This window comes from Neobacillus sp. 19 (genome assembly GCF_049463095.1).
Lineage (GTDB): Bacteria > Bacillota > Bacilli > Bacillales > Cytobacillaceae > Neobacillus.
Window position 1 is genome coordinate 1 of the sequence record NZ_JBMPZU010000007.1, and the last position, 24,252, is coordinate 24,252.

Annotated in this window: 21 protein-coding genes and 2 pseudogenes; 19 read left to right on the top strand and 4 right to left on the bottom strand. The window is 40.4% G+C overall.

Translation table 11 applies throughout. The annotated features are described in order from the left end of the window. Positions 1–100: 100 nt before the first annotated feature. Positions 101–1,277 (top strand): annotated as a pseudogene (gene selA, locus ACO1D1_RS01160) (L-seryl-tRNA(Sec) selenium transferase); the annotation flags it as partial. 49 nt (positions 1,278–1,326) lie between these two features. Here the strand turns inward: selA and ACO1D1_RS01165 are convergent. Next, positions 1,327–1,464 (bottom strand): small acid-soluble spore protein P, encoded by a 138-nt coding sequence (locus tag ACO1D1_RS01165; protein WP_149870271.1) that lies wholly within the window; start codon positions 1,462–1,464, stop codon positions 1,327–1,329. Between the two features lie 113 nt (positions 1,465–1,577). On the opposite strand from ACO1D1_RS01165, the gene ACO1D1_RS01170 reads away from it, so the two are divergent. Beyond that, positions 1,578–1,847 (top strand): hypothetical protein, encoded by a 270-nt coding sequence (locus ACO1D1_RS01170; protein ID WP_149870272.1) that lies wholly within the window; start codon positions 1,578–1,580, stop codon positions 1,845–1,847. A 45-nt stretch (positions 1,848–1,892) separates the two neighbouring features. On the opposite strand, the gene sspO is transcribed toward ACO1D1_RS01170, so the two are convergent. Beyond that, positions 1,893–2,045, bottom strand: coding sequence for a small acid-soluble spore protein O (sspO, locus tag ACO1D1_RS01175; protein WP_149870273.1), 153 nt, complete (start codon positions 2,043–2,045; stop codon positions 1,893–1,895). 334 nt (positions 2,046–2,379) lie between these two features. Between sspO and acnA the strand changes: the two genes are divergently transcribed. The 9 genes from acnA (at position 2,380) to ACO1D1_RS01220 (ending at position 10,923) form a co-directional block, all read left to right on the top strand. Then, positions 2,380–5,085, top strand: coding sequence for an aconitate hydratase AcnA (gene acnA / locus ACO1D1_RS01180; RefSeq protein ID WP_423334658.1), 2,706 nt, complete (start codon positions 2,380–2,382; stop codon positions 5,083–5,085). Continuing rightward, entirely contained in the window at positions 5,066–6,148 is a 1,083-nt protein-coding gene (locus ACO1D1_RS01185) for a class II aldolase/adducin family protein (protein WP_423334659.1), read from the top strand. Before acnA ends, ACO1D1_RS01185 begins: the two co-directional genes overlap by 20 nt. A gap of 145 nt (positions 6,149–6,293) precedes the next feature. Beyond that, entirely contained in the window at positions 6,294–6,830 is a 537-nt protein-coding gene (locus tag ACO1D1_RS01190; RefSeq protein ID WP_149870277.1) for a redoxin domain-containing protein, read from the top strand. Positions 6,831–6,966: 136 nt separating this feature from the next. Then, the gene (locus ACO1D1_RS01195) at positions 6,967–7,098 is read left to right on the top strand and encodes an FbpB family small basic protein (RefSeq protein WP_007087036.1); all 132 of its coding nucleotides are present in this window, start codon (positions 6,967–6,969) and stop codon (positions 7,096–7,098) included. Positions 7,099–7,165: 67 nt separating this feature from the next. Continuing rightward, positions 7,166–7,312: an acid-soluble spore protein N gene (locus ACO1D1_RS01200; RefSeq protein ID WP_149870278.1), complete on the top strand. Its 147-nt coding sequence runs from the start codon at positions 7,166–7,168 to the stop codon at positions 7,310–7,312. A gap of 135 nt (positions 7,313–7,447) precedes the next feature. Continuing rightward, positions 7,448–7,663, top strand: coding sequence for a small acid-soluble spore protein Tlp (gene tlp, locus ACO1D1_RS01205; protein WP_149870279.1), 216 nt, complete (start codon positions 7,448–7,450; stop codon positions 7,661–7,663). Between the two features lie 124 nt (positions 7,664–7,787). Next, the gene (locus ACO1D1_RS01210; protein WP_423334660.1) at positions 7,788–10,109 is read left to right on the top strand and encodes an AAA family ATPase; all 2,322 of its coding nucleotides are present in this window, start codon (positions 7,788–7,790) and stop codon (positions 10,107–10,109) included. Further along, on the top strand, positions 10,081–10,566 hold the full coding sequence (locus ACO1D1_RS01215; protein ID WP_423334661.1) for an acyl-CoA thioesterase: 486 nt from the start codon (positions 10,081–10,083) through the stop codon (positions 10,564–10,566). The genes ACO1D1_RS01210 and ACO1D1_RS01215 overlap by 29 nt, the downstream gene beginning before the upstream one ends. 45 nt (positions 10,567–10,611) lie before the next feature. Next, on the top strand, positions 10,612–10,923 hold the full coding sequence (locus ACO1D1_RS01220) for a hypothetical protein (protein ID WP_149870281.1): 312 nt from the start codon (positions 10,612–10,614) through the stop codon (positions 10,921–10,923). Positions 10,924–10,939: 16 nt separating this feature from the next. Here the strand turns inward: ACO1D1_RS01220 and ACO1D1_RS01225 are convergent, their stop codons facing one another. Both ACO1D1_RS01225 and plsY read right to left on the bottom strand, forming a co-directional pair. Further along, a complete protein-coding gene (locus ACO1D1_RS01225; RefSeq protein WP_423334662.1) occupies positions 10,940–12,091 on the bottom strand; it encodes a CapA family protein in 1,152 nt (383 codons plus the stop codon). Between the two features lie 190 nt (positions 12,092–12,281). Beyond that, positions 12,282–12,881, bottom strand: coding sequence for a glycerol-3-phosphate 1-O-acyltransferase PlsY (plsY, locus tag ACO1D1_RS01230; protein WP_149870283.1), 600 nt, complete (start codon positions 12,879–12,881; stop codon positions 12,282–12,284). 170 nt (positions 12,882–13,051) lie between these two features. Between plsY and ACO1D1_RS01235 the strand changes: the two genes are divergently transcribed. From ACO1D1_RS01235 to ACO1D1_RS01270, 8 genes and pseudogenes are all read left to right on the top strand, one after another. Continuing rightward, a complete protein-coding gene (locus tag ACO1D1_RS01235) occupies positions 13,052–14,791 on the top strand; it encodes a glycosyl hydrolase family 18 protein (protein WP_423334663.1) in 1,740 nt (579 codons plus the stop codon). A gap of 264 nt (positions 14,792–15,055) precedes the next feature. After that, positions 15,056–15,907 (top strand): sensor histidine kinase, encoded by an 852-nt coding sequence (locus ACO1D1_RS01240; protein ID WP_190284904.1) that lies wholly within the window; start codon positions 15,056–15,058, stop codon positions 15,905–15,907. Positions 15,908–16,021: 114 nt separating this feature from the next. Further along, positions 16,022–16,444, top strand: coding sequence for a CoA-binding protein (locus tag ACO1D1_RS01245; protein WP_423334664.1), 423 nt, complete (start codon positions 16,022–16,024; stop codon positions 16,442–16,444). Positions 16,445–16,830: 386 nt separating this feature from the next. Next, the gene (parE, locus tag ACO1D1_RS01250) at positions 16,831–18,810 is read left to right on the top strand and encodes a DNA topoisomerase IV subunit B (RefSeq protein ID WP_423334665.1); all 1,980 of its coding nucleotides are present in this window, start codon (positions 16,831–16,833) and stop codon (positions 18,808–18,810) included. Beyond that, positions 18,807–21,246: pseudogene (gene parC, locus ACO1D1_RS01255) on the top strand (DNA topoisomerase IV subunit A). Before parE ends, parC begins: the two are co-directional and overlap by 4 nt. A gap of 96 nt (positions 21,247–21,342) precedes the next feature. Beyond that, positions 21,343–22,101 (top strand): hypothetical protein, encoded by a 759-nt coding sequence (locus ACO1D1_RS01260; protein WP_423334666.1) that lies wholly within the window; start codon positions 21,343–21,345, stop codon positions 22,099–22,101. A gap of 178 nt (positions 22,102–22,279) precedes the next feature. After that, the gene (locus ACO1D1_RS01265) at positions 22,280–22,753 is read left to right on the top strand and encodes a MarR family winged helix-turn-helix transcriptional regulator (protein ID WP_423334667.1); all 474 of its coding nucleotides are present in this window, start codon (positions 22,280–22,282) and stop codon (positions 22,751–22,753) included. Beyond that, a complete protein-coding gene (locus ACO1D1_RS01270) occupies positions 22,750–24,177 on the top strand; it encodes an ABC transporter ATP-binding protein (protein ID WP_423334668.1) in 1,428 nt (475 codons plus the stop codon). The genes ACO1D1_RS01265 and ACO1D1_RS01270 overlap by 4 nt, the downstream gene beginning before the upstream one ends. Positions 24,178–24,252 lie beyond the last annotated feature (75 nt).

Sequence of the window (24,252 nt, forward strand, 5' to 3'; positions counted from 1 at the left end):
GTACTCGTTCGGTTGTGTAGCCAGCCGATATTAACCCCAAACCCAACAACCTAGATAGGCGTTTCGCATTTATCGTGAAACGCTTTCGCGTTTCGTGCGCCGCTTCACCTATACAATTGAAAAAATGATCAATGCAACAGGAACCATATTACATACGAATCTGGGCAGGGCAAGATTAAGTGATAACGCGATCCGCCATGTTATTGAAACGGCAGGCAATTACTCAAATCTTGAATATAATCTTAATGAAGGGGTGCGCGGCTCGCGTCATAGCCATGTAGAGGCACTGATAAAAGAAATTACCGGTGCTGAAGCCGCGATGGTCGTTAATAACAATGCTTCTGCCGTCTATCTTGTTTTACGGGCACTGGCAAACAATAAAGAGGTGGTCGTTTCCAGGGGACAACTTGTTGAAATCGGCGGATCCTTCCGTATTTCTTCCATCATGGAGGAAAGTGGAGCCAAATTAAAAGAGGTGGGTACAACCAACAAAACACATCTGTATGATTACGAGAATGCAGTATGCGCTGAAACGGCGATTATCATGAAGGTACATACGAGCAACTTTATGGTCATTGGCTTTACAAAATCGGTGGAAACAGAAGAATTGATAGAGTTAACAAAAAAATTAGATGATGTCATTTTTTATGAAGACCTTGGCAGCGGGGCACTCTATGATTTCCGAAAGCATGGAATTGGTGATGAACCGGTCGTAAAAGAGGTCATCGAATGGGGAGCAGACGTGGTCACCTTTAGTGGAGACAAGCTCCTGGGGGGACCACAGGCAGGGATTATTGCCGGAAGGAAAGAAATTATCGACCGATTAAAAAAACATCAGTTAGCACGAGTGGTCCGGGTGGATAAAATGACACTAGCTGCACTCGAAGGGACATTAATCGATTATGCGCGCAGCGAAACTGCGATGAGAACTATTCCAACCATTCGCGATTTGTTAGTTACTCTCAATGAATTAGACGAAAGAACAAAGAGTTTTGTTACAAAACTGTTACAAAGAACAAGCAGCTTTCAAGCTAAAATTTTTCAAGATACAAGCCAAGTGGGCGGTGGAACGATGCCAGACGTGCAGCTCCCAACAATGGTCATTGCCTTAACACATGAGTCCCTTTCTGCAGAGCAGCTCGCTCGAAAACTGCGAACAGAATCGAAACCAGCGGTCATTGCACGGATCCAAAAAGATGAATTTCTCCTTGATCTTAGAACAGTCACACCGGAGGAAAGAAGAAATCTTGCTTGACGCGTTAATAAGCGTTTGTTAAGGATAGCCATTCAGCTCCAACCCCTTTTTAGGGGTTGGAGCTTTTTATTTTACATATCATGACTTGAATTATGCTTTTGGCGTGTATGGTTGCGATTCTTTACCTTTTTTGAACCGCTTAATGGTTCTGGCTGTCCGGATTGTTTTGGTGCATTCTTCCGCATATCTTTTCCATCATTTTTGTTCATTTTTATCCCTCCTCATCATTTAGGATGCAATCAATAAATCTTTTTATGCCGAATATTTTTTTCTGTACTGTGCAATTTAATGGGTAAACAAATTGAAGGAGTGAGATGAAACCATGCAAAAATATCCTTATAATAAGGACAAACAACAGGCTTTTCAAGCTGCACAACAAGGATATGAGGAAGCACAAGGACTTTTTGAGACAATTGTGAGTGATAGTGCCAGTTACGGGCATCAACTAAAGCATTTAAAGAACGAAGTAAATGAAGCCTATCAACAAATAGAAAGTGCACTTGAGGTCGCATCTGAGCATCAAAGAGCTCAGTTAGAACAATTCCAACAGGACTTACAAAATATAGTTTCCGAAGTTAATCAGACCGAATAATCAAGCAGAAAAAGAGGGTCCCATCCCAAGGGGACCCCGTATTCTTTACTGGTTTTTCTTCCGCTTTTTATTGTTCATTCTCTCTTTTACTGTTTTTTCCGGTTCACTCGCAAATTCCTCGTTAAAACCCGCTCCTTTTCCTTGACCCTTGGCAGCATTCATTCCCGGGATGACATGATTAGACTTTCGTTTTACCATTTCCTTCACCTCCTGCTATATGATTACTATTTCCTTTAATCATTTAAAAATGACAACAAAAAAGTTTTTTGAGATAATAATAAAGAGAAGAAGTATTTTCCCATTTCCAAATTTATTCTAATCTTCATGCGAGTTATCAAAATATTGCGAACAAATTACATAAAAAGCATAAGAAAAACTTATCAAACACAATAACTTTCTTGTTATTTACTTATGCAAAAGGTTGTATTAAGATTAGAATTGTGAGAAAAGTGAACCAGGATGGGAAAATTCAAACTTTTCAACTTTTCGTTAATTTTATTGTTTTATAACGAATGAAGGGGGTTTTTTACAAATGGTAAAAAACGATGTATTTAATGCACGCGCTTCCTTTGAAGCCAACGGTAAACGCTACCACTACTACCGTTTGAATGCACTTGAAGAGGCAGGTATTGGCAAGGTTTCTAAATTGCCGTATTCCGTAAAAGTCTTACTTGAATCCGTACTACGCCAATATGATGGCCGCGTCATCGCAAAAGAGCATGTTGAAAACTTAGCAAAATGGGGAACAAATGAGCTGAAAGAAGTGGATGTTCCATTTAAACCGGCTCGTGTTATCCTCCAGGACTTTACAGGTGTTCCAGCAGTCGTTGACCTTGCTTCATTACGAAAAGCAATGGCTGACCTTGGCGGTGACCCTGACAAAATCAATCCGGAGAAAACGGTTGATCTTGTTATCGACCACTCCGTACAAGTTGACGCTTATGGATCTGCAGATGCTTTACGAATCAACATGGATTATGAATTCGAACGTAATGCAGAACGTTACCAGTTCTTAAGCTGGGCGCAAAAATCATTCAACAACTATCGTGCTGTACCTCCTGCAACAGGGATTGTTCACCAAGTAAACCTTGAGTATTTGGCAGATGTTGTTCATGTTGCTGAAACAGACGGAGAATTGGAAGCATATCCGGACACATTGGTTGGAACAGACTCCCACACTACCATGATTAACGGCCTTGGCGTTCTTGGATGGGGCGTTGGCGGTATTGAAGCAGAAGCAGGAATGCTTGGACAGCCTTCTTATTTCCCTGTGCCAGAAGTTGTCGGCGTTAAATTAATCGGTGAGCTTCCAAACGGAGCAACTGCAACAGACCTTGCTCTAAAAGTTACTCAAGTTCTTCGTAAACATGGTGTAGTTGGTAAATTCGTAGAATATTTCGGACCTGGTGTATCTTCACTACCACTTGCAGATCGTGCAACGATTGCTAACATGGCTCCTGAATATGGTGCAACTTGCGGATTCTTCCCAATTGATGATGAGTCACTTGCCTATATGCGTTTAACAGGACGTGAAGAAGAGCAAGTCAAAGTAGTAGAAGAGTATTGCAAAGCTAACGGACTATTCTTCGATCCATCATTTGAGCCAGTATATACTGATGTCATCGAAATCGATCTTTCTGAAATTGAAGCAAATCTTTCTGGTCCTAAACGCCCACAGGATTTGATTCCACTTTCAAAAATGAAACAAGAATTCGTCAAAGCTGTTTCTGCACCACAAGGAAACCAAGGCTTCGGCTTACAAGGTGCTGAGCTTGATAAATCAGCAACCGTGAAATTCAACAATGGTGACGAAACAGAAATCAAAACAGGGGCAGTAGCAATCGCATCTATCACAAGCTGTACTAACACATCTAACCCATATGTATTAGTAGGTGCAGGTTTGGTTGCGAAAAAAGCGGTTGAACTTGGAATGGAAGTTCCTAAGTTTGTGAAAACCTCTTTAGCACCAGGATCTAAAGTTGTTACTGGATACCTTCGTGATTCCGGCTTGCTTCCATACCTAGAGCAAATCGGCTTCAACTTAGTTGGTTACGGTTGTACAACATGTATCGGTAACTCTGGTCCATTAAAAGAAGAAATTGAAAAAACCATTGCTGAAAACGACCTATTAGTGACATCTGTTCTTTCAGGTAACCGTAACTTTGAAGGACGTATTCACCCGCTTGTCAAAGCAAACTACCTTGCTTCACCGCCGCTTGTTGTTACTTATGCACTTGCTGGTACTGTGAACATTGATTTTGCTACTGAAGCAATCGGTAAAGATAAAGACGGTAACGATGTCTTCTTCAAAGATATCTGGCCATCTACTGCAGAGGTAAATGATGTCGTGAAACGCACCGTTACTCCTGAGCTATTCCGTAAAGAATACGAGAATGTGTTTGGCGACAACGAGCGCTGGAACGAAATCAAAACGAGCAATGAGCCCTTATACACTTGGGATGAGGATTCAACATATATTGCTAACCCGCCTTTCTTCGAAGGGTTATCACCAGAACCAGGTACTGTTGAACCATTAACAGGACTTCGTGTGGTTGGTAAGTTTGGTGACTCTGTGACAACTGACCATATCTCACCTGCAGGGGCTATTGGTAAAAATACTCCAGCCGGTAAATACTTGCTTGAAAAAGGCGTGCAGCCACGTGACTTCAACTCTTACGGTTCTCGCCGTGGTAATCACGAAGTTATGATGCGCGGAACATTTGCAAATATTCGTATCCGTAACCAAATTGCTCCAGGTACAGAAGGCGGCTTCACAACATACTGGCCAACTGGCGAAGTTACTTCGATCTACGATGCTTGCATGAAATACAAAGAAAACGGCACTGGCTTGATCGTTCTTGCTGGTAAAGATTACGGAATGGGTTCATCGCGTGACTGGGCAGCGAAAGGTACAAACCTTCTTGGCATTAAAACAGTTCTTGCTGAAAGCTTTGAACGTATTCACCGTTCAAACCTTGTGTTAATGGGTGTGCTTCCACTTCAATTTAAAGAAGGCGAAAATGCTGAATCACTTGGTTTAACTGGTAAAGAAACAATTGATGTTCAAGTGGACGAAAACGTAAAACCACGTGACCTTCTAAAAGTTACGGCTACTGACGAAGCTGGTAACAAGAAGGAATTCGAAGTTCTAGTTCGTTTTGACTCTGAAGTTGAAATTGATTACTACCGTCACGGCGGAATCCTGCAAATGGTTCTTCGTGAAAAATTACAAGCGTAATGATTTGAAACACCATGCCAATGTCGGCATGGTGTTTTTTTATATAGCAAACAATTTGAAGAATAGGATAAATCCGTTCTTTTTTCCGGTATTGGGCAATCAAGCTATAATGCGGTTGGAAATGAGGCCGGAGGAGTATGTAATTAAAGATGCGAAAAAAGCTCAAGATACAGAAGCAGACTTATTAATTATTGAAAACAAAATTGCCGCAATATCGGAAAATGGCAAAAAAAACTCTTTAAATGAACAAACGGAAAGCAGGTTAATTATGATCTCAGAAATAAAGTATAAAAAACAAATTTGTGAAATAGGAAAAAGGATTTATGAACAAGGCTTTATTGCTGCGAATAACGGCAACATGTCCATAAGGATTAGCGATAATGAATTTCTGATCACGCCAACAGGCGTCAGTAAGGGCTTCTTGACACCTGAGATGATTGTAAAGGTAGACAGACAAGGAAATGTTCTTGATGGTGAGTACCTGCCTACCTCTGAAATGAAAATGCATCTGCTTGTCTATCAAGAACGACCCGACATACATGCCATTGTCCATGTTCATCCGCCATATGCAACAGCGTTTGCAATTGCGGGTATTCCATTGGATCAAGCAATCATGCCGGAATCAGTCATCTATCTTGGAACGATTCCTATTGCGGAATACAGAACACCTTCAAGCGAAGAGGTGCCAAATGCCGTCAAGCAACATGTTCACGACCATCAAGGAGTGCTCTTAGAAAACCATGGTGCGTTAACCTGGGGTAAGGATTTAGAACACGCCTATTATATTATGGAATCCTTAGAGTTTACGGCAAAAATTAATTGGATCGCAAAACAGTTGAACGGTGACCGGGAACTTTCGAAAAAACATGTTCAAACACTTGTGGAGATGAAATCGAAAGTGGGGATCAAAGGGATGACACCACAGGGGGTCGAAACACCGGATGGCCACCATGCGAAGAAGATCACACCCATCCGAGAACAAAGCTTATCTGAGCAAGAATTGAATATCATTATTGAACGAGTTTCAGAAAAGATTATAAATGAATTGAAAAAGCATCTTTAAAAAGGATGAACATACATTCGCATTATCATTTTTATAAAAAGAATTACGGAAATTGTCACAGTTTTGGCATAGACAAGTTTTGTTTGTAAAGGGTTTATAGTGTAAAATCAGTGTAGCAGGATGAAGTAAAAGGAGGTTTTCGGGGATGATTAAGAAAGTAATTGCTGCCGTTGTATTGGTTACTCTACTCACGGTAGCGATTGTACAGGCGATGGATAAAAAGACAGAAGGTCCCGAAACATCAAACCCGGTATCAGCAAATAAAGAGGGCCTCTCCATTGGCGCGAAGGCTCCTGATTTTGAATTAAAAACGTTGACGGGAGAAACGGTAAAGCTTTCGGATTTAAAAGGGAAAAAGGTGATGTTAAACTTTTGGGCAACCTGGTGTGGTCCATGTAAAGCAGAAATGCCCGAAATGGAGCAGTTCTCCAAAGAAATTGGTGATGATACTGTTATATTGGCCGTAAACATTGATCCACAGTTAGATGTTCAAAGTTTTGTCGACGAATATAAAATCACATTTCCAATCCTTCTTGATTCAGAGGACAAAGTAAACGGCATCTATCAGATCATGTCCATCCCTACAACTTATTTTATTGACAGCAAAGGGTTGATTAAAAATAAATATGTCGGCACGATGAGCCTTGACATTATGAAAGACTTTACAAAAAAATTAAACTAAGCTGGTGACATTGGTTCATACCAATGTCTATTTTTTTCAAAAATTAAATACGATATAATTTTCAAAAAGTTGTAATAATTGCAACCGTTTCCGGGCATAATAACTGTTACAATAGGTAATAAGGAAGGTGATACTAATGAGAAAGCCAAGAAAACGTTCTTTTGCGGAATTAGTTTCCGAAAATAAATCACAACTTTTAAAAGATCGCGCTGCCATGGAAAAAATTGAACAGCGCCTAGAAGAAAAACGTCTCGGTAAAGCAGAGTAACCGCAAAAGTTTTCCAATCATCGTTTTCTCTCCTTTGGGCAAAATGTACATAAGGAGGGATTATGACATGAGTAATGAATCTGGTTATAAAACAAAGCGATTTAAACCCGATCATATTGGAACACAGCCACGAGGTTTCGGCGGAAACAAGGGCAAGAAGATGCAGGATAAATCTGGACAGCAAGTTCAGGTAATGCAAACAAAAGGTGAATAATCATGGATTAAGACCCAATTGGCTATGCCAGCGGGTCTTTTTTGTCTTTTTCTTCCCATTAATTTTTGTGATATTTTTCTCCCGCTGATACAAACTATATGTGTACAAAGTACAATTTTGAGGAGGAATTTGATCATGGCCTTTACAAACCAGCCGAAACCTGACGATCGCAGTGATAATGCCGAAAAGCTTCAATCAATGATTGCTGATACGGAAGAAAATATCCAAAAAGCAGAAGAATCAATGCAATTTACGGATAGTGCCGAGCAGCGTCAGCAAATTGAAGCGAAGAATCAGCGAAGACGCGAAAGTATTGAATCCTTCCAAGCTGAACTCCAGGATGAGACTTAATGAAACAAGCGTTGAAACGAAAAGGGCCGAAATGGCCTTTTTTTTCTGCTTGTCATTTCATTTCATTTCATAGGTGTGATTATGATAAGATATAGAAGAATTTTCGAAAAAGAAGTGATGATATTTGAAGCAACAAGGAAAACAACGGTCAGGATCCACTGAACTAATCAACCAATGGGAAAAAGAATTGAATGAAACTGGCATTATTAACGATGAAGCACTGTTGATTACTGAGTTAAGTCAAAAGCCAAACCCACAAATCAAGTCGAAATTGTTAACATTAGCCGCAATTTCACGACTTGGACGGAATAATCAGGATTCACTAGCAGGTATTTGGCTTCAAGAAGCCCTCAAACTTTATCCTGAAAATCAAAAAGCAAAAGAATATACGATACAATCAGACTGGAAAAGGCTGCATGATCTACTATCTCCGCTATCCTTTCCTCCGCTCCGGGAAACAGATAATCGAACAGCAAAAAAGAAAACAGCGGAGCAGCTGATCGAGGTTTGTCAAACCTTTTTAGCAAATGCAGATCTACAGATCAACGATTTGCACACCACTCTGGATATTACCTCATCAATGGTAAATAACGAGCTTTTTCAAAAATATCAAAAGCTGATCGATTTGCTTTCTTCCGTTATTGAGGAAACGAGCAGCCTTTTAACAGCGGCGGAAGATTACGATCAATCGATTACGGGTGTTTTCCATACGTCAACCTATTATGATGATTTGAAAGTGCGTATGGCGAATGTAGAAGAGATAAAACAAACGTGGGAGCAGCAATTTCTTGAAGCAGATAAAACAGACATGGAAGAAGAAAAAGCATTAGATCAGTTAAATAACATGATTGGAATGGATTTGGTAAAAAAACGGGTGAATGATTTTTACCGTTTTTTAAAGTATCAGAAGCAGCGAAAGGAATTAGGATTTCAGATAAAAGATGAGTTGAGTCTCCACATGATCTTAACCGGCAATCCAGGGACAGGAAAAACGACCTTAGCCCGGCTAATGGCTAAAATCTATCATGAGCTTGGGGTACTGCCACGTGCAGAAGTGATTGAAACAGACCGCTCCCAGTTGGTCGGTTCCTTTGTAGGCCAGACTGAAGAAAACGTCCGAAGTATTGTCGAGCGTTCAATTGGTGGTGTGTTATTCATTGATGAAGCCTATAGTCTTAAACGTGAGGGGCAAACAGGAAATGATTATGGACAGGCAGCGATTGATACGCTTGTTTCACTGATGACCGGCAATGAGTATGGCGGAAAATTCGCCGTTTTTTTGGCGGGGTACCCGGAAGAAATGCGCACTTTTTTAGATGCCAATCCAGGTTTGCGCAGCCGTTTCCCACAGTCCAACCTTATTCATTTACCCAATTACTCAAACAGGGAACTCATTGAAATTGCCGAGAAGGTTGCGGCAGAAAATGATTATATCCTAACAGAGGAATCCAAGATTGAAATTCACCACCGACTTGATCAAGAACGGGTCGATGACACCTTTGGAAATGCAAGGACTGTCCGCAATATCGTATTGGATGCTATTTTCAAAAAAGGAGCAGACAATCAAGCTGCAGATGAGGGCATTTTAGACTATATGCTGCTCAATAAAGAGGATTTTCTTACAGAAATCGAGAATATTAGTGAATCACCCCAAGATAAACTGAACCAATTAGTTGGCCTCGAATCATTAAAATTAGAAATGCGAACCCTAATTTCGTTTGTAAAAATGCAACAGTTTCGAAGAAAAAAAGGGCTGCCAGCCGTACCAATACAGCTGCATGCGGTGTTTACCGGAAATCCAGGGACAGGGAAAACAACAGTTGCTAAAATCTACGCTGAGTTTTTAAAAGAATGCGGGATTCTGAAGCGAGGTCACTTAATCGTTGCCAGTAGAGCTGATTTTGTCGCTGGCTATGTTGGTCAAACAGCCGGTAAAACAAAGAAAAAGGTAAGGGAAGCGCTTGGCGGCGTTTTATTTATTGATGAGGCATACTCACTGCTAAGTCAAACAGCCGGTGATTTCGGAAAAGAGGTCATCGATACACTTGTTGATGAAATGACAAAACATAATGAAAATCTAGTGGTGGTGTTAGCGGGTTATCCAAATGAAATGGATCAACTGCTTGAAAGCAATCCGGGGCTCCGCTCCAGGTTTAAAAAGTTCCTTCTCTTCCCGGATTATTCCTCCGAAGAATTGCTCGAAATTATGTCATCCTATGCTGAATGCTTTCAATACCAACTTACCCAAGATGCCAAGAACCTCCTCATTCAGACAATGGAAGCGGAAGTGTTTAAGGGTAATGGCCGCTTTGCGACAAATTTGGTTGATGAAATCATTCAAGCACAAGCATTTCGATTAATGGATGGAGATGAGGATGAAATTTCATTTGAAAAATCTATGCATCTTGAAGTAGAAGATGTTAAAAAAGCCATTACAAAAATGTAAGTTAGTTGGTAAGGAAAGGAACGTTGTTGTGGATACTTATTTTGTTTCGACAAGAGAAATTCAGCTTTACTACGCAGACACAGATATGATGGGTGTCATTTATCATGCCAACTATTTAAAGTTTTTCGAGCTTGGCCGGACCGGGTTTATTGAAGACATCGGCTATAGTTACTTATCGATGGAGGAGATGGGCTATTACGCGCCTGTTTATGACATTACCATTACGTACAAAAAACCATTACGGTACGGCGATCAAGCATTTGTAAAAACTTGGGTCGAATTAAATGACGGAATTAAAACCATTTATGGCTACACCATTGTTAATGGCGGCGAAGAAGTTTGTGCTGTTGGTACATCTACTCACATTATCGTGAGAAAAGATAATTTCAGACCGACATCCTTTAAAAAGGCATTTCCGGAATGGTATTTAAAATACGAGGAAATTAAGAAAAAATAATGCCGAGGAAGGCCATTAAAACAATGCAATTGTGAGGTGACTAGCTTGGCTTTTGGGATCAAACGCCAGGATATAAATGACTGGAAAAGGAAAATTGATGAGGGGGAAATTGCTTTTTTAACGCATTACTGGCTCGATGACCGCTTTCCTGACAGTAAAACGGTAACAAAAGTAGGCTGTCTAGACCTTGACCGGTTGGCAGTTTGGGGTCAACAATATGGGTTAAAAAAAGAATGGATTCACCATAGAGCTGATGGGTATTCTCATTTTGACCTAATCGGGCAGAGGCAAAAAGAAATTTTGCTGCAAGAAGGCTTACTCGAACACATTTGGGAAGATCAGATAAGTACTTTGTAAAAAATTTGGCTCCGTTTTAACGGAGCCATTGCTTCATATGGTCTTGAATTTCTTTGTATTTTGCTTCGGCATTTGATAGGCCATATTCACCGGCCTTTTCTAATGGTACGACACGGAAGTTGTGATATTTTTGACTGGTTACATAGGTTGGATAAAAAACTGGGTTCGAAAGTGCAATCGTGTTACCTTTTTCAGATATATGTTTAGTAATTTCAAGCGTAGCTAATCCGCCAATATCCTTATAATCACCATATTGTGCAGAAATAAAATTACCTAATGAGTAGATTACGAACGATTTCCTGCCATCAGCTGTCTGAATCCATTCCATCGGCTGTAAAACGTGAGGGTGGGAACCAAAGATGATGTCAACACCTTCATTTGCCAGGAAACCAGCTAAGTCCTTTTGATCATTTGTAGGGATTCTCTGGTATTCATTTCCCCAATGGATGCTCATCACCACTACATCTGCCTCTTTTTTTGCCCGATGAATTTCGTTCTTCATCATTTCGCGGTCAATCAGATTGACGAGGAAATCCTTTCCAACTGGAACAGGAATTCCATTTGTCCCATAAGTATAAGAAAGAAAAGCGATTTTGATACCGTTCTTATGGAGGATCCGCAATTTTTGACGATCCGTTTCGTCCAAAAAGCTGCCCACATGTGGCAATCCGATGCTTTCTAAGTATGCTTTCTCCGATTGAATCCCTTTTTCTCCTTTATCCAAAGTATGATTATTTGCTGTGGAAACAATGTCAACTCCTGAATGGACGAGGGCATCAGCCACCTCGTGCGGGCTGTTGAACATCGGATAACCGGATAGCCCCAAATCAATTCCACCCAACATGCTTTCTTGATTAGCTGTGAGTACGTCGGGCTTTTCTAAAAGCGGTTTCATAGGTTCAAACATAGGATTAAAATTGTATTCTTTACCATTAAATGCATCCAGATAAACAGGGCTGTGAATAAGAATATCTCCGATGGCACCAATCGTAATTTTTTCTGTCATCTCACGATTGACCGTTTGGGATGGCCGCGGCTTATGTTCCTTAGACGAGAAAACCGTGTCTTTCTTTTTAGAGGCTTGATTTTGCTGAATAAGCACAACCGCTGTAACCACAATACAAACCAAAATAATAAAAATAGAGGGAATAATAGCCTTTTTTTTCATATACTCTCCTTAATAAATTCATTCAATAAGCAAACTATTTTCCTGCACATTGATTATACTATATTATATTACTGAATAATTTTAAACTATTCTTAATAAACGGCCTAAAATATAAGAGAAGGGAGCTTCCTCTATTGGAAACTCCCTTTTTAACGCAATGTACAATTCATTTTACCATTCAAGAATTCCTTTATAGCCATTTGATTTTTGGCTCTGTTTTGTTGATGATTCTTGTAATATTTGCCCGATGCCGGTAAATGACAAACGATGCCATGAGGAACACAACGATCAGCAAGGGGATGTCCCATTCACGGACAAAGCCGGATATTAAAGCAAACAAAATAGCGATAATTCCTGCAATCATGGATGAGAGGGAAACGTATTTTGTTATGTACAAACTGATAAAGAAAGCCACTAAGACTGTTAAAAATAAATAGGGTGCACAGAACAATAAAACACCGCCGGATGTAGCCACGGCCTTCCCGCCGCGAAACCCGGCAAAGATCGGATAGGTATGTCCGACAACAGCGAACATCCCGGCAAGCAGTGGGTTTATATCAATCGAAAACAGTATAGGCAGGGATGCTGCCAGTGTCCCTTTCAGGATGTCGGCAATTGTCACAACCAGGCCCGCTTTCACACCAAGTGTTCGAAAGGTATTAGTACCTCCTAAATTTCCGCTTCCATGTTTGCGAATATCTGTTTTGTAAAAAACCTTGCCGATAATTAAACCGGATGGAATCGAACCGAGCAAATAAGCAAGGATTAAGACTAAAATAATTTGAACCATTCATAATTTCTCCTTCAAAAAAAGATCGGGTTCTTCTATTTTACCATGTATTTTTGAAAAAACACTATGGCTTTCACCAATATCTTAAAAGATTCGGGATCACGGAGTGAAAAAACACCTTCTCATTTCCCAAATAATACCTTAGGATAGAACTAAGGAGGAACAGAACCATGGCACGAATTGACTATCAAAATAATAAGAAATTATCTATGAACTGGATCATGGGTGGATTCATAGGGGCGGTTTTCCTCATTTGTTCATCGATTTTTCTATTATTATACCCTTTTGCATCAACAGATAAGAAAACATTTTTTCAAGGAGAACATCCCATCCTATTCAATGGAAAGCAGGAGGGAAATGCAATCATCGAAGGAAATACCTTGTTTGTTCCACTCTCCTTTTTGAAAACGAACATTGATCATTCCATCGTTCACGATCAAAAATCAAATTCAGTTATTATTACTACAAGGGATAAAGTTGTTCAAATGCCCACCGATTCTTTAACTTATTATGTGAATCAAAAAGAGGTCCCATTACAGCTGTCACCCGTCATCACCAGGAATGGAGAAATCTTTATTGCCCTTGAGCCCATTCTTTCCTTTTATCCCATCCAATTTAAAACAGTACCTGAGAGTAACGCCGTTTGGATTCAACGGGATGGGGACAAATACGAGAATGGGAGATTGACAGATAAAGATATCAACAAAGAAAAACTTAGACTGCGGACAGAGGCTTCTTGGCGCTCACCATATACAGCAGAAATGGCTAAAGGCGAATCCATAACCATCGAAGGGGAAAAAGGGGATTTTTTTCTTGTTAGGAAAGTGAATGGGATAAGCGGTTATATAAAAAAAGAATATGTTCATAAGGAAGAACGTGTACAGATTTCGATCAAAAGACAAAGTTCAGCTTTTCAAATGCCTAAGATTGATGGCCCGGTTCAATTAACCTGGGAAGCTGTTTATTCGAAAAACCCAGACTCTTCTAAAATACCCACTATGGAGGGTGTGAATGTCGTATCCCCTACCTGGTTCTCCCTCGCTGCAAATGACGGGTCCGTTAAAAACCTCGCATCACTTGAATACAGTGAGTGGGCACATGCAAAGGGGTATCAAGTTTGGGGCGTGTTTTCAAATTCATTTGATCCTGTGCTAACCTACGAAGCATTCAAAGATTTTGAAACCCGACAGGCTATCATCCGGCAATTACTTCATTTCAGCCAGATGTATCAGCTGCAAGGAATTAATTTTGATATTGAAAATGTAAATCAAGCAGATGGCCCACTCGTTACCCAATTCATGAGGGAGGCTGCCCCGTACCTGCATGAAGCCGGTTTAATCGTTTCAATGGATATTACTTTTTCTGCCGGGGAAAACAATAATTGGTCTTCTTTTTATGAACGGCCAAAGCTTGCCGAGATTGTCGATTATTTAATCGTGATGGCGTACGATGAACATACAGGTTCTTCATCTGATGCAGGAAGCGTGGCAAGCTTGCCTTGGGTCGAGCGAAATCTTAAAAACTTGCTGACAGAGGTACCCAATGGAAAGTTGATACTTGGCGTTCCGTTATATGCCCGTTTATGGAAGGAACAAACCAATACGGATGGGACTGTTGAGGTGACGGCACAAGCTCTTTCAATGGATAAAGTGAAAGCCTGGCTCACAGAAAAAGGATTGCAGCCAAAATATGATGAAGAAAGTGGTCAAAATTATGCAGAATACGTTGCCGCAGACGAAAATGCCACCTATAAAATTTGGATTGAAGATGAATTGTCATTGAAAAAACGAGCTGATTTAGCCGAAACCTATGATTTAGCAGGAATTGGTACTTGGTCAAGATTATTTGGCGATTCCACTGCATGGACAGCGTTAAATTTAAATTCAGATCAGGCAGTCACACAAAAATAAGGGAAAAAATAAAGGACGAGAGCTAGTCCTTTATTTTTTCCCTTTTATTTTTATTAATTGTCTAAAGTAAGAACAAAAAAAGTCAATTTTATTACAAAAATATGGAGAATTTTCAAACCATTTGTAAACTCATTGAAAGCAGCGTATGGAGTCACTATAATTTAGTTAAAATCAAATAAACAAGCAAAAAACCGACCACTCGATATGTACATTGGGCGGTTTTATCTTATATTTTCTTATTCAAATTTAGGGGGTGACCACGTTATGAAAGAACTATCAGAAATAGAAAAGAATAATCAAGACCTGCTAAAAAGGTATGAGTTAATGGTACACCAAAATCGGTATTTGGAGAAACGGGTACAAGAAGAAGCCGCTAAAAATAAACAAAAGGATGAACTATTAATCGAACAATCTAGACTAGCTGCGATGGGAGGCATGGTTGCCAGTATAGGGCACCAATGGCGCCAGCCGCTAAATACTTTGTCTTTATTAATGAATGACCTAAGAGAGGCACTCGAATTTGGAGAAATCAACGATCAATATATTGATCGTTTCACAAGAGAAAGCATGCTCCAAATTAAACATATGTCCCGTACAATAAATGATTTTCGGAAATTCTATAAACCCAATCGGGAGAAAATGCCATTTTCCGTAGGAGATTCAATTGAAGAGGCCTTATCTATCTTTTCTATCAGTTTAAAAAACCATGAGATCCAAGTGGAATTCGAATACAGGGGGCAACAGATGGCCTACGGCTATCCAAATGAATATAGCCAAGTTGTCCTAAATGTTTTAACAAATGCCCGTGATGCCTTTGTTCAAAGAGATATAAGCCGCCGAAAACTATGGATAAAAATTAACGAAACAGAGGAATTTGTTACAGCAGAATTCATTGATAATGCCGGTGGAATCGAACCAATCCTCCTTAAGCGGGTATTTGATCCCTATTTTACCACTAGAGAAAACGGAACTGGTCTCGGCTTATATATAACAAAGCTGATTCTCGAAAAGATGAACGGCAGCGTCTCGGTTGAAAACACGAGTGATGGAGCCAGATTCTGTCTTTCGGTACCAAAGATTACCGCAGCAATGAAACAGGAACTTTTGTCAGTTTAATCATCTTACAAACATGCTCCTTATTGGGAGCGTTCTTTATTTGGAAGCGTTTTATTATATTTTTATTGTAAAAAGAGGTAAAATAAAGAAAACAATGTAATAGGAGTGGTGATTTTGACTATTGATAATCCGAGTCGCGAGGAAATTGCGGTTATATTAAAAAATGCAAAAAGAATAGCTGTTGTAGGTTTAAGTAATAATCCAGAACGGACATCTTACCAGGTTTCAGCGGTGATGCAAAAAGCAGGTTATGAAATCATCCCTGTTAACCCGACGATTGACGAGGTGCTTGGAGTAAAGGCAGTGGCATCCTTAAAAGATATTAAAGGGCATGTTGACATTGTTAACGTATTCCGCCGATCCGAGCAATTGTTTGACGTAGCCAAGGAATTTGATGAAATTGATGCAGATATCTATTGGGCACAGCTTGGTCTAGCAAACGAAGAAGCATATAAATTTTTAAAAGAAAAAGGCTATACAGTAATAATGGACCGTTGTATTAAGGTTGAGCATGCATTAACAAGGCATTTGCAATAATAAATGAAGGCTTTTACTAAAAACTGCTGAACTTTAGCAGTTTTTTTATTTTACCCTAAATTTTGGAAGGGAGGGATGGCGAAAAAGGGGTTATCTTAAAATACATATTTGCCAAAACGAAATAAATCGCTACAATTAAGCATAGACGCTGCGAGAACATGTGTTAAAATGAAAGTGGCAAACATTAGTTCTTTTTGGTGGTAATGGGGCGGAGCGCCGCAATAATATAGCAGTATATCTTTTTATGTTGTAATAAACATTTATGTTTTTAGATAAGTGATTTAAGCTCTGCTCACACCACCTTTAATCTTTTGAACGAATAAATATAATAAACAGGTATTACAGCAATTTAGAAGGTTGTTTTGTAAGGTGAAAGGGGTATTTTAGTGGCAAGGAATCAGCAGGCTTTTGAATATAATGATGAAGCCATACAGGTACTAGAGGGCCTTGAAGCGGTTCGAAAGCGCCCCGGGATGTACATTGGCAGTACCGATGCACGCGGTCTCCATCATCTCGTCTATGAGATTGTCGACAACTCAGTCGATGAGGCGCTCGGCGGCTTTGGTGATCAAATCATTGTAAAAATACACAAAGATAATTCAATTAGTGTTATTGATAAAGGGCGCGGAATGCCTACAGGTATGCATAAATTAGGGAAACCCACTCCGGAAGTCATTTTAACAGTTCTCCATGCCGGCGGTAAATTTGGGCAGGGCGGCTATAAAACGAGCGGCGGGTTACATGGTGTTGGTGCATCAGTCGTCAATGCGCTTTCAGAATGGTTAACCGTCACCATTAAAAGAGATGGATTTGTTTACGAACAGCGTTTTGAAAATGGCGGTAAGCCGGTCACAACACTTGAAAAAATCGGCAAAACTAATCAAACAGGGACAACCATCCATTTTAGGCCGGATCCATCCATTTTTTCGACCACGGCATATAACTTTGAAACCTTATGTGAGAGGTTAAGAGAGTCTGCCTTTTTGTTAAAAGGATTAAAGATTGAAATTCATGATGACCGGAATGATCTCCATGAAGTATTTCATTACGAAAATGGCATCGAGGCATTTGTTGAATATTTAAACGAGGAGAAGGATGTGCTTCATCCCGTTGTCAGCTTTGAAGGTGCACAGAATGGCATTGAAGTCGATTTTTCCTTTCAATTTAATGATGGCTATTCGGAAAACGTGCTTTCGTTTGTCAACAATGTCCGCACAAAGGATGGCGGCACGCATGAGGTTGGTGCGAAAACTGCCATGACGCGTGTATTTAATGATTACGCCCGCAAGGTGTCATTGTTAAAAGAAAAAGAAAAAAACTTAGATGGAGCTGACATTCGCGAAGGCCTATCGGCCATCATATCTGTAAGGATCCCGGAAGAGCTTCTCCAATTCGAAGGACAAACAAAAGGGAAACTAGGAACAAGTGAAGCACGTTCGTCTGTAGACGCGGTTGTATCTGAACATCTATCCTATTTTCTTGAAGAAAATCCTGATATAAGCTCCCTCCTTATCAAAAAATCAATAAAAGCCTATCAAGCGCGAGAGGCAGCCAGGAAAGCACGTGAGGATGCTAGGAGCGGCAAAAAGCGAAAGCGGTCAGAAACTGTATTGTCCGGTAAATTAACACCGGCACAATCCCGCAACCCACAAAGAAATGAACTTTATCTAGTTGAGGGTGATTCTGCAGGCGGCTCAGCGAAACAAGGCAGGGACCGCCGTTTTCAGGCTGTTCTCCCTTTGCGAGGTAAAGTCATTAATACTGAAAAAGCAAAACTGGCAGATATTTTTAAAAATGAAGAAATTAATACCATTATTCATGCCGTCGGCGGAGGCGTTGGTGCTGATTTCACTGTTGAAGACATCAATTACGATAAAATCGTCATTATGACGGATGCCGATACAGACGGGGCACATATCCAAGTATTATTGCTTACTTTCTTTTATCGCTATATGAAGCCGCTTATTGAAGCAGGTAAAGTGTTTATCGCCCTCCCTCCTTTATATAAAGTAAGTAAAGGGACAGGAAAAAAAGAAATAATTGAATATGCGTGGAATGATGATGAACTGCAGGGGGCCATCAAAAAAGTCGGCCGCGGCTATATTATTCAACGTTATAAAGGATTAGGTGAAATGAATGCCGACCAGCTTTGGGAAACAACCATGGATCCTGAGACTAGAACGCTTATTCGTGTGAAAATAGATGATATTGCCAGAGCAGAACGCCGCATTACGACACTTATGGGCGATAAGGTTGAACCCCGCCGTAAATGGATTGAAAGTAACGTGGCATTTGGATTAGAAGAGGATGACACCATTTTAGAAAATGAAAATATTACGGTCGCCGAGGAGGGTTCTGAAGGATGAGTGCAAATGAAAAATTCCGTGATTTGCCTCTAGAAGATGTGCTTGGTGATCGTTTTGGCCGATATAGTAAGTACATTATTCAAGAACGTGCCCTGCCGGATGCCAGGGACGGCTTAAAGCCGGTGCAACGAAGAATTCTGTATGCGATGCATGTTGAAGGAAATACATTTGATAAAGGATTTAGGAAATCTGCTAAGACAGTTGGTAACGTAATCGGTAATTATCATCCACACGGTGATTCTTCCGTTTACGAGGCAATGGTGCGGATGAGTCAGGACTGGAAGGTTAGAAATGTCCTCGTGCAAATGCACGGAAACAACGGGAGTGTCGATGGTGACCCTCCTGCAGCGATGCGTTATACGGAGGCCAGGCTTTCTGCAATTGCCGCAGAACTTCTTCGTGATATCGAAAAAAATACGGTCGAATTCATCCCAAACTTTGATGATACTTCAAAGGAACCTACGGTCATGCCGGCCATGTTCCCGAATTTACTTGTCAATGGATCAACGGGAATTTCAGCGGGCTATGCAACGGATATTCCGCCGCATCATCTTGGAGAGGTCATTGACGGGGTCATGATGAGAATGGATCAGCCTGATTCTTCGGTTGATGAACTCATGAAAGTCATCAAAGGACCGGATTTCCCTACAGGCGGAATCATTCAAGGGATCGATGGAATTAAAAAAGCCTATGAAACTGGTAAAGGGAAAATTATTGTCCGCGGGAAAGCCGATATTGAAGAGGTTCGCGGTGGCAGACAGCAAATTGTCATCACGGAAATTCCTTATGAAGTGAACAAAGCCAATCTCGTCAAAAAAATGGATGAATTCCGCTTGGACCGAAAGCTGGAAGGAATGTCCGAGGTTCGTGATGAAACGGATCGGACAGGCCTTAGAATTGTGATAGAGTTAAAAAAGGATGCCGATGCTGAAGGTGTCTTGAATTACTTATATAAAAATAGTGATTTGCAAGTTACTTATAATTTTAATATGGTAGCCATTCACAATAAGCGGCCAAAACAAATGGGACTGCGTGAGTTACTTGATGCCTATATCGGGCATCAAAAAGAAGTGGTTACCAGAAGAACACAGTTTGACCTTTCCAAGGCCAAGGAACGTCAGCATATTGTCGAGGGGTTAATGAAAGCTTTATCGATTCTCGATGAAGTGATTGCTACCATCCGTGCTTCTAAAGATAAGCGCGATGCAAAGGACAATTTAATCGCTAAATACGCATTTACCGAACTGCAGGCTGAAGCAATTGTGTCTTTACAGCTTTATCGCTTAACCAACACTGACATCACCGCATTAAGACAGGAAGCGGAAGAATTAGCAAAGAAAATTGAAGAGTGGACGAGCATTTTAGCAAGTGAGAAAAAGCTCATCTCGGTGATCAAAAAAGAATTAAAAGATGTGAAAAAACGGTTTGCCGATGATCGTCGTTCAAAAATTGAAGCAGAGATTGAAGAGTTGAAAATCAACCTTGAGGTAACCGTTCCAAGTGAGGATGTTATCGTAACGGTTACGAAGCATGGCTATGTCAAACGGACAAGTCAGCGTTCCTATGCTGCATCAGGTGGTCAGGACTTTGCAATGAAAGAATCCGATCGACTGTTAGCGCAACTCGATATGAATACAAAAGATGTTCTTCTTCTCTTCACCAATAAAGGAAATTACCTGTTTTGCCCAGTTCATGAACTGCCAGATATCCGCTGGAAGGATTTAGGTCAGCATGTGGCAAATATCATTCCTATTGAACGCGATGAAGAAATCATTCAAGCGATCCCAATCAAGGATTTTGAAGCAGATGCCTATTTCGTTTTTGTAACGAAAAATGGGATGGTCAAGAAGACAGAATTAAAAGCCTATAAAGCGCAGCGTTACTCTAAACCGCTTGTTGCTGTCAATCTGAAGGATGATGATCAAGTCGTTGATGTCCACCAAACGGACGGGACCAAAGAACTGTTCCTTGTTACACACCTAGGCTACGCCCTCTGGTTCCATGAGGGAAGAAATCAGCATTGTCGGTATTCGTGCAGCAGGTGTAAAAGGAATTAATTTAAAAGATGATGATTTTGTTGTCGCCGGGAAATTAATTAATGCAGATAGTCATCAATCTATTGTGATTGCAACACAAAGGGGTTCCGTGAAGCGGATGAAATTAAAAGAGTTCGAAAAAGCAACCCGTGCAAAGCGTGGTGTCGTCATCTTAAGAGAACTCAAATCGAATCCACACCGAATTATGGGCTTTATTGTCGCGAATGAACAAGACGATATTTTTATTCAGACTGATAAAGGCTATACCGAAACGATAAAAACTAGTGACCTTCGCTTTAGTGACCGTTATTCCAACGGCTCGTTTATCCTCGATGAAGGGGAAAATGGCAAAGTAACGACAGTTTGGAAAGTGGAAGCACCCGAAAATCCAGCAGAATAATATTTTTAAGATCCTCTAAAATCAGAGGGTCTTTTTTCATCTTTTTCCTAAAATTGGGCATACTAACTAAAGATAGACAGTATGGAGGGGACATTGATGAAAAAAGAAATGCTGCTTGCGATTGTATCCTTTTTTTTCATATCCATTACCGCAATCACTGGTGTTTATGCCATTGAAGAAAATACGAAGGTTATTACTATTGCGGAAGAGGAAACGGATATTACAGGGGATCAAATCGTCGAGGCGATCGTATTAAAAGGTGTGCCATATCAAGAGGAAAATTCCTTTTTGAAAAAGATTTATATAGAAGTTGCAGCCTCTAATGGCAAATTATATTCATTACCATTGGAAAGTGGTTCAAAAGCAGCAATACAGCTTATCGACCTTGACCACGATGGCATAAAAGATATTTTTGCGAGTGTTTTAACTGAGGGCAGTGAAGGAATTGTTAACAATTATTTCATTTCATTAAAAAATTTCGTCCAAACAGACTTACCAATTCCTGAGCCGCTTGAGATGGATACTAAATTTCTAAATGGCTACAAGGCTGAAATAAAACTGAAGCAAACAGGAAAAACCTATAAGTTTGATTTAAAGGATCGGAAGAAATACTACAAAAAATTAGGCTTTTACTATAAGGGCAGACTAAATGAGCCGACTGAATTATCAGTAAATCCATATAATAGCCTGAAACCAGTTCAATTAGAGCATGATAAAATTGGATTAAAGGGCCAGCAGCGGGTTACTGGAGTTGCAAATGCAGACACCATTGCAATAATTGAATCTATTTGGACTTTTGATAATAAACAGTGGAAGCTCCATAGCACCAAGGTTACAAAACAGAAACCGTCATAAAACATAAAAATGTCCTCATGATCATCACATGAGGACATTTTTATGTTTAGATTCAATTGTTGTCTTCCTAAACACATAAATAATAATTGACGTCGAATTTTCCCGGGATTATACTTAGGTATGTTAATAATTAGGTTACCTAACTAATTAGATTTAAATACAAAAAGAGGTGAGAAAAGTGGCAGATATCGAAAGTGCCACAGCGCAAAAGCTTCTTAAAGCCTTTATGCAATTTCGAAAAACAGGCTGGCACGAAAAGAAGATAGCGGGATATAATCCGAGCGAATTCAAGGTACTTGCTACTATTCAACAAGGTGCAAATGAGAAAGATAGCGGGATGAAGGTATCAGAAATTAGTCAACTCTTGCATGTTACTCCTCCAACCGTGACGCAAATCATTAATACCCTTGAAAAAGATGGCTTAGTAGAACGCACAATTGATCCTGAAGATCGGCGGGCAGTAAATATCAAACTATCTCCTGCTGGCATGGTAGTAACGGCCAATGCAAGAAAACGGTTCACCGAAACTTTTTTGGGGTTAATCGATTATTTAGGGAAAAAGAAAGTGAACAGTTGGCTGAATTACTATCTAAAGTTCAAGATTATTTCAATCAAGAAAGTCGTTAAAAGAGGAGAGGTTGAACAATCATGATTAAACTGAGCAAATTCCTAAAGCCATTTAAAATACCCATTTCCTTTGTTCTCGTCCTTATCCTCCTTCAGTCAATAGCAGAGCTATATTTACCGACGTTAATGGCTGATATTGTTGATAAGGGTGTGGTAACAGGTGACACGAACTACATTTGGAAAATTGGCGGTCTGATGCTCCTTGTAGCGGCGGGAGGTATGATCTGCTCCATTGTTGCCAGCTTCTATTCAGCAAAAGCCGCCTCCGGTTTCGGCAAATTACTGCGCAGTAAAACCTTCTCTCATGTCGGTCATTTTTCCTTACATGAGTTCGATAAACTTGGAACAGCCTCGCTGATTACCAGAACAACGAACGATATTACCCAAGTCCAACAGGTACTGATTATGATGCTCCGGATGATGGTAATGGCGCCAATGATGTGTATAGGCGGGATCATTATGGCCTTATCAAAGGATGCTAAGCTTACCTTAGTTTTGGCAGTGTCCTTGCCGGTTCTTGTCATAACCATTGTCATAATTGCAAGAAAGGGAATGCCGTTATTTAAAGCCATGCAGGTAAAGCTCGATAACCTCAACCGAGTATTAAGAGAAAACCTAACTGGCATACGTGTTATCCGTTCTTTTAACAGAGTGTCCCATGAAAAAAAACGGTTTGATGCAGCAAACTGGGACCTAACGCAGACAGCGATAAAGGTCAATAAACTCATGGCTGCGATGATGCCGATTATGATGATTGTCCTAAACCTTACGACCGTAGCAATCATTTGGTTTGGCGGAATTCGGATCAGTAATGGCCATATGGAAGTCGGTGACATGATGGCATTTATTCAATATGCGATGCAAATTATGTTCTCTTTTGTGATGTTATCGATGATGTTTGTGATGATTCCAAGGGCATCGGTTTCAGCGGGGAGAATAAACGAAGTGTTCGAGACAACGGCCGATATTCAAGACCCGGCAGTTTCTGTACCTGCCAAAGAGCAAAAGGGGCAAGTAGAATTTCGCAATGTCACCTTCAGCTATCCCGGTGCCGAAATGCCTGCGATATCCAATATTTCGTTTAAAATGAATCCGGGTGAAGTGACGGCCATTATTGGCGGGACTGGATCCGGTAAATCTACGCTTATTAATTTAATTCCGCGTTTTTATGATGTTGACAGCGGCAAGGTGCTGGTTGATGGAATTGATGTAAGTGAGATGAAGCAGGAAACCCTTCGTGAAAAGATTGGCTTTGTGCCTCAGCAAGCGGTTCTTTTTACCGGTACGATTTCAGAAAACATTCGTTATGGGAAAGAAGATGCCTCAGATAACGAAGTACAGCATGCTGCTGAAATTGCCCAAGCAACAGAGTTTATCAGGCAATATGCCAAGAGGGATTCCATTCAGTTATTGAAGTGGCGCACGAAACGCGAAAGCGTTTCACGATAAATGCGAAAACGCCTATCTAGGTTGTCGCGTTTTGGCGTTAATTCGGCTGGCTTACAACCCCAACGTATAATAACA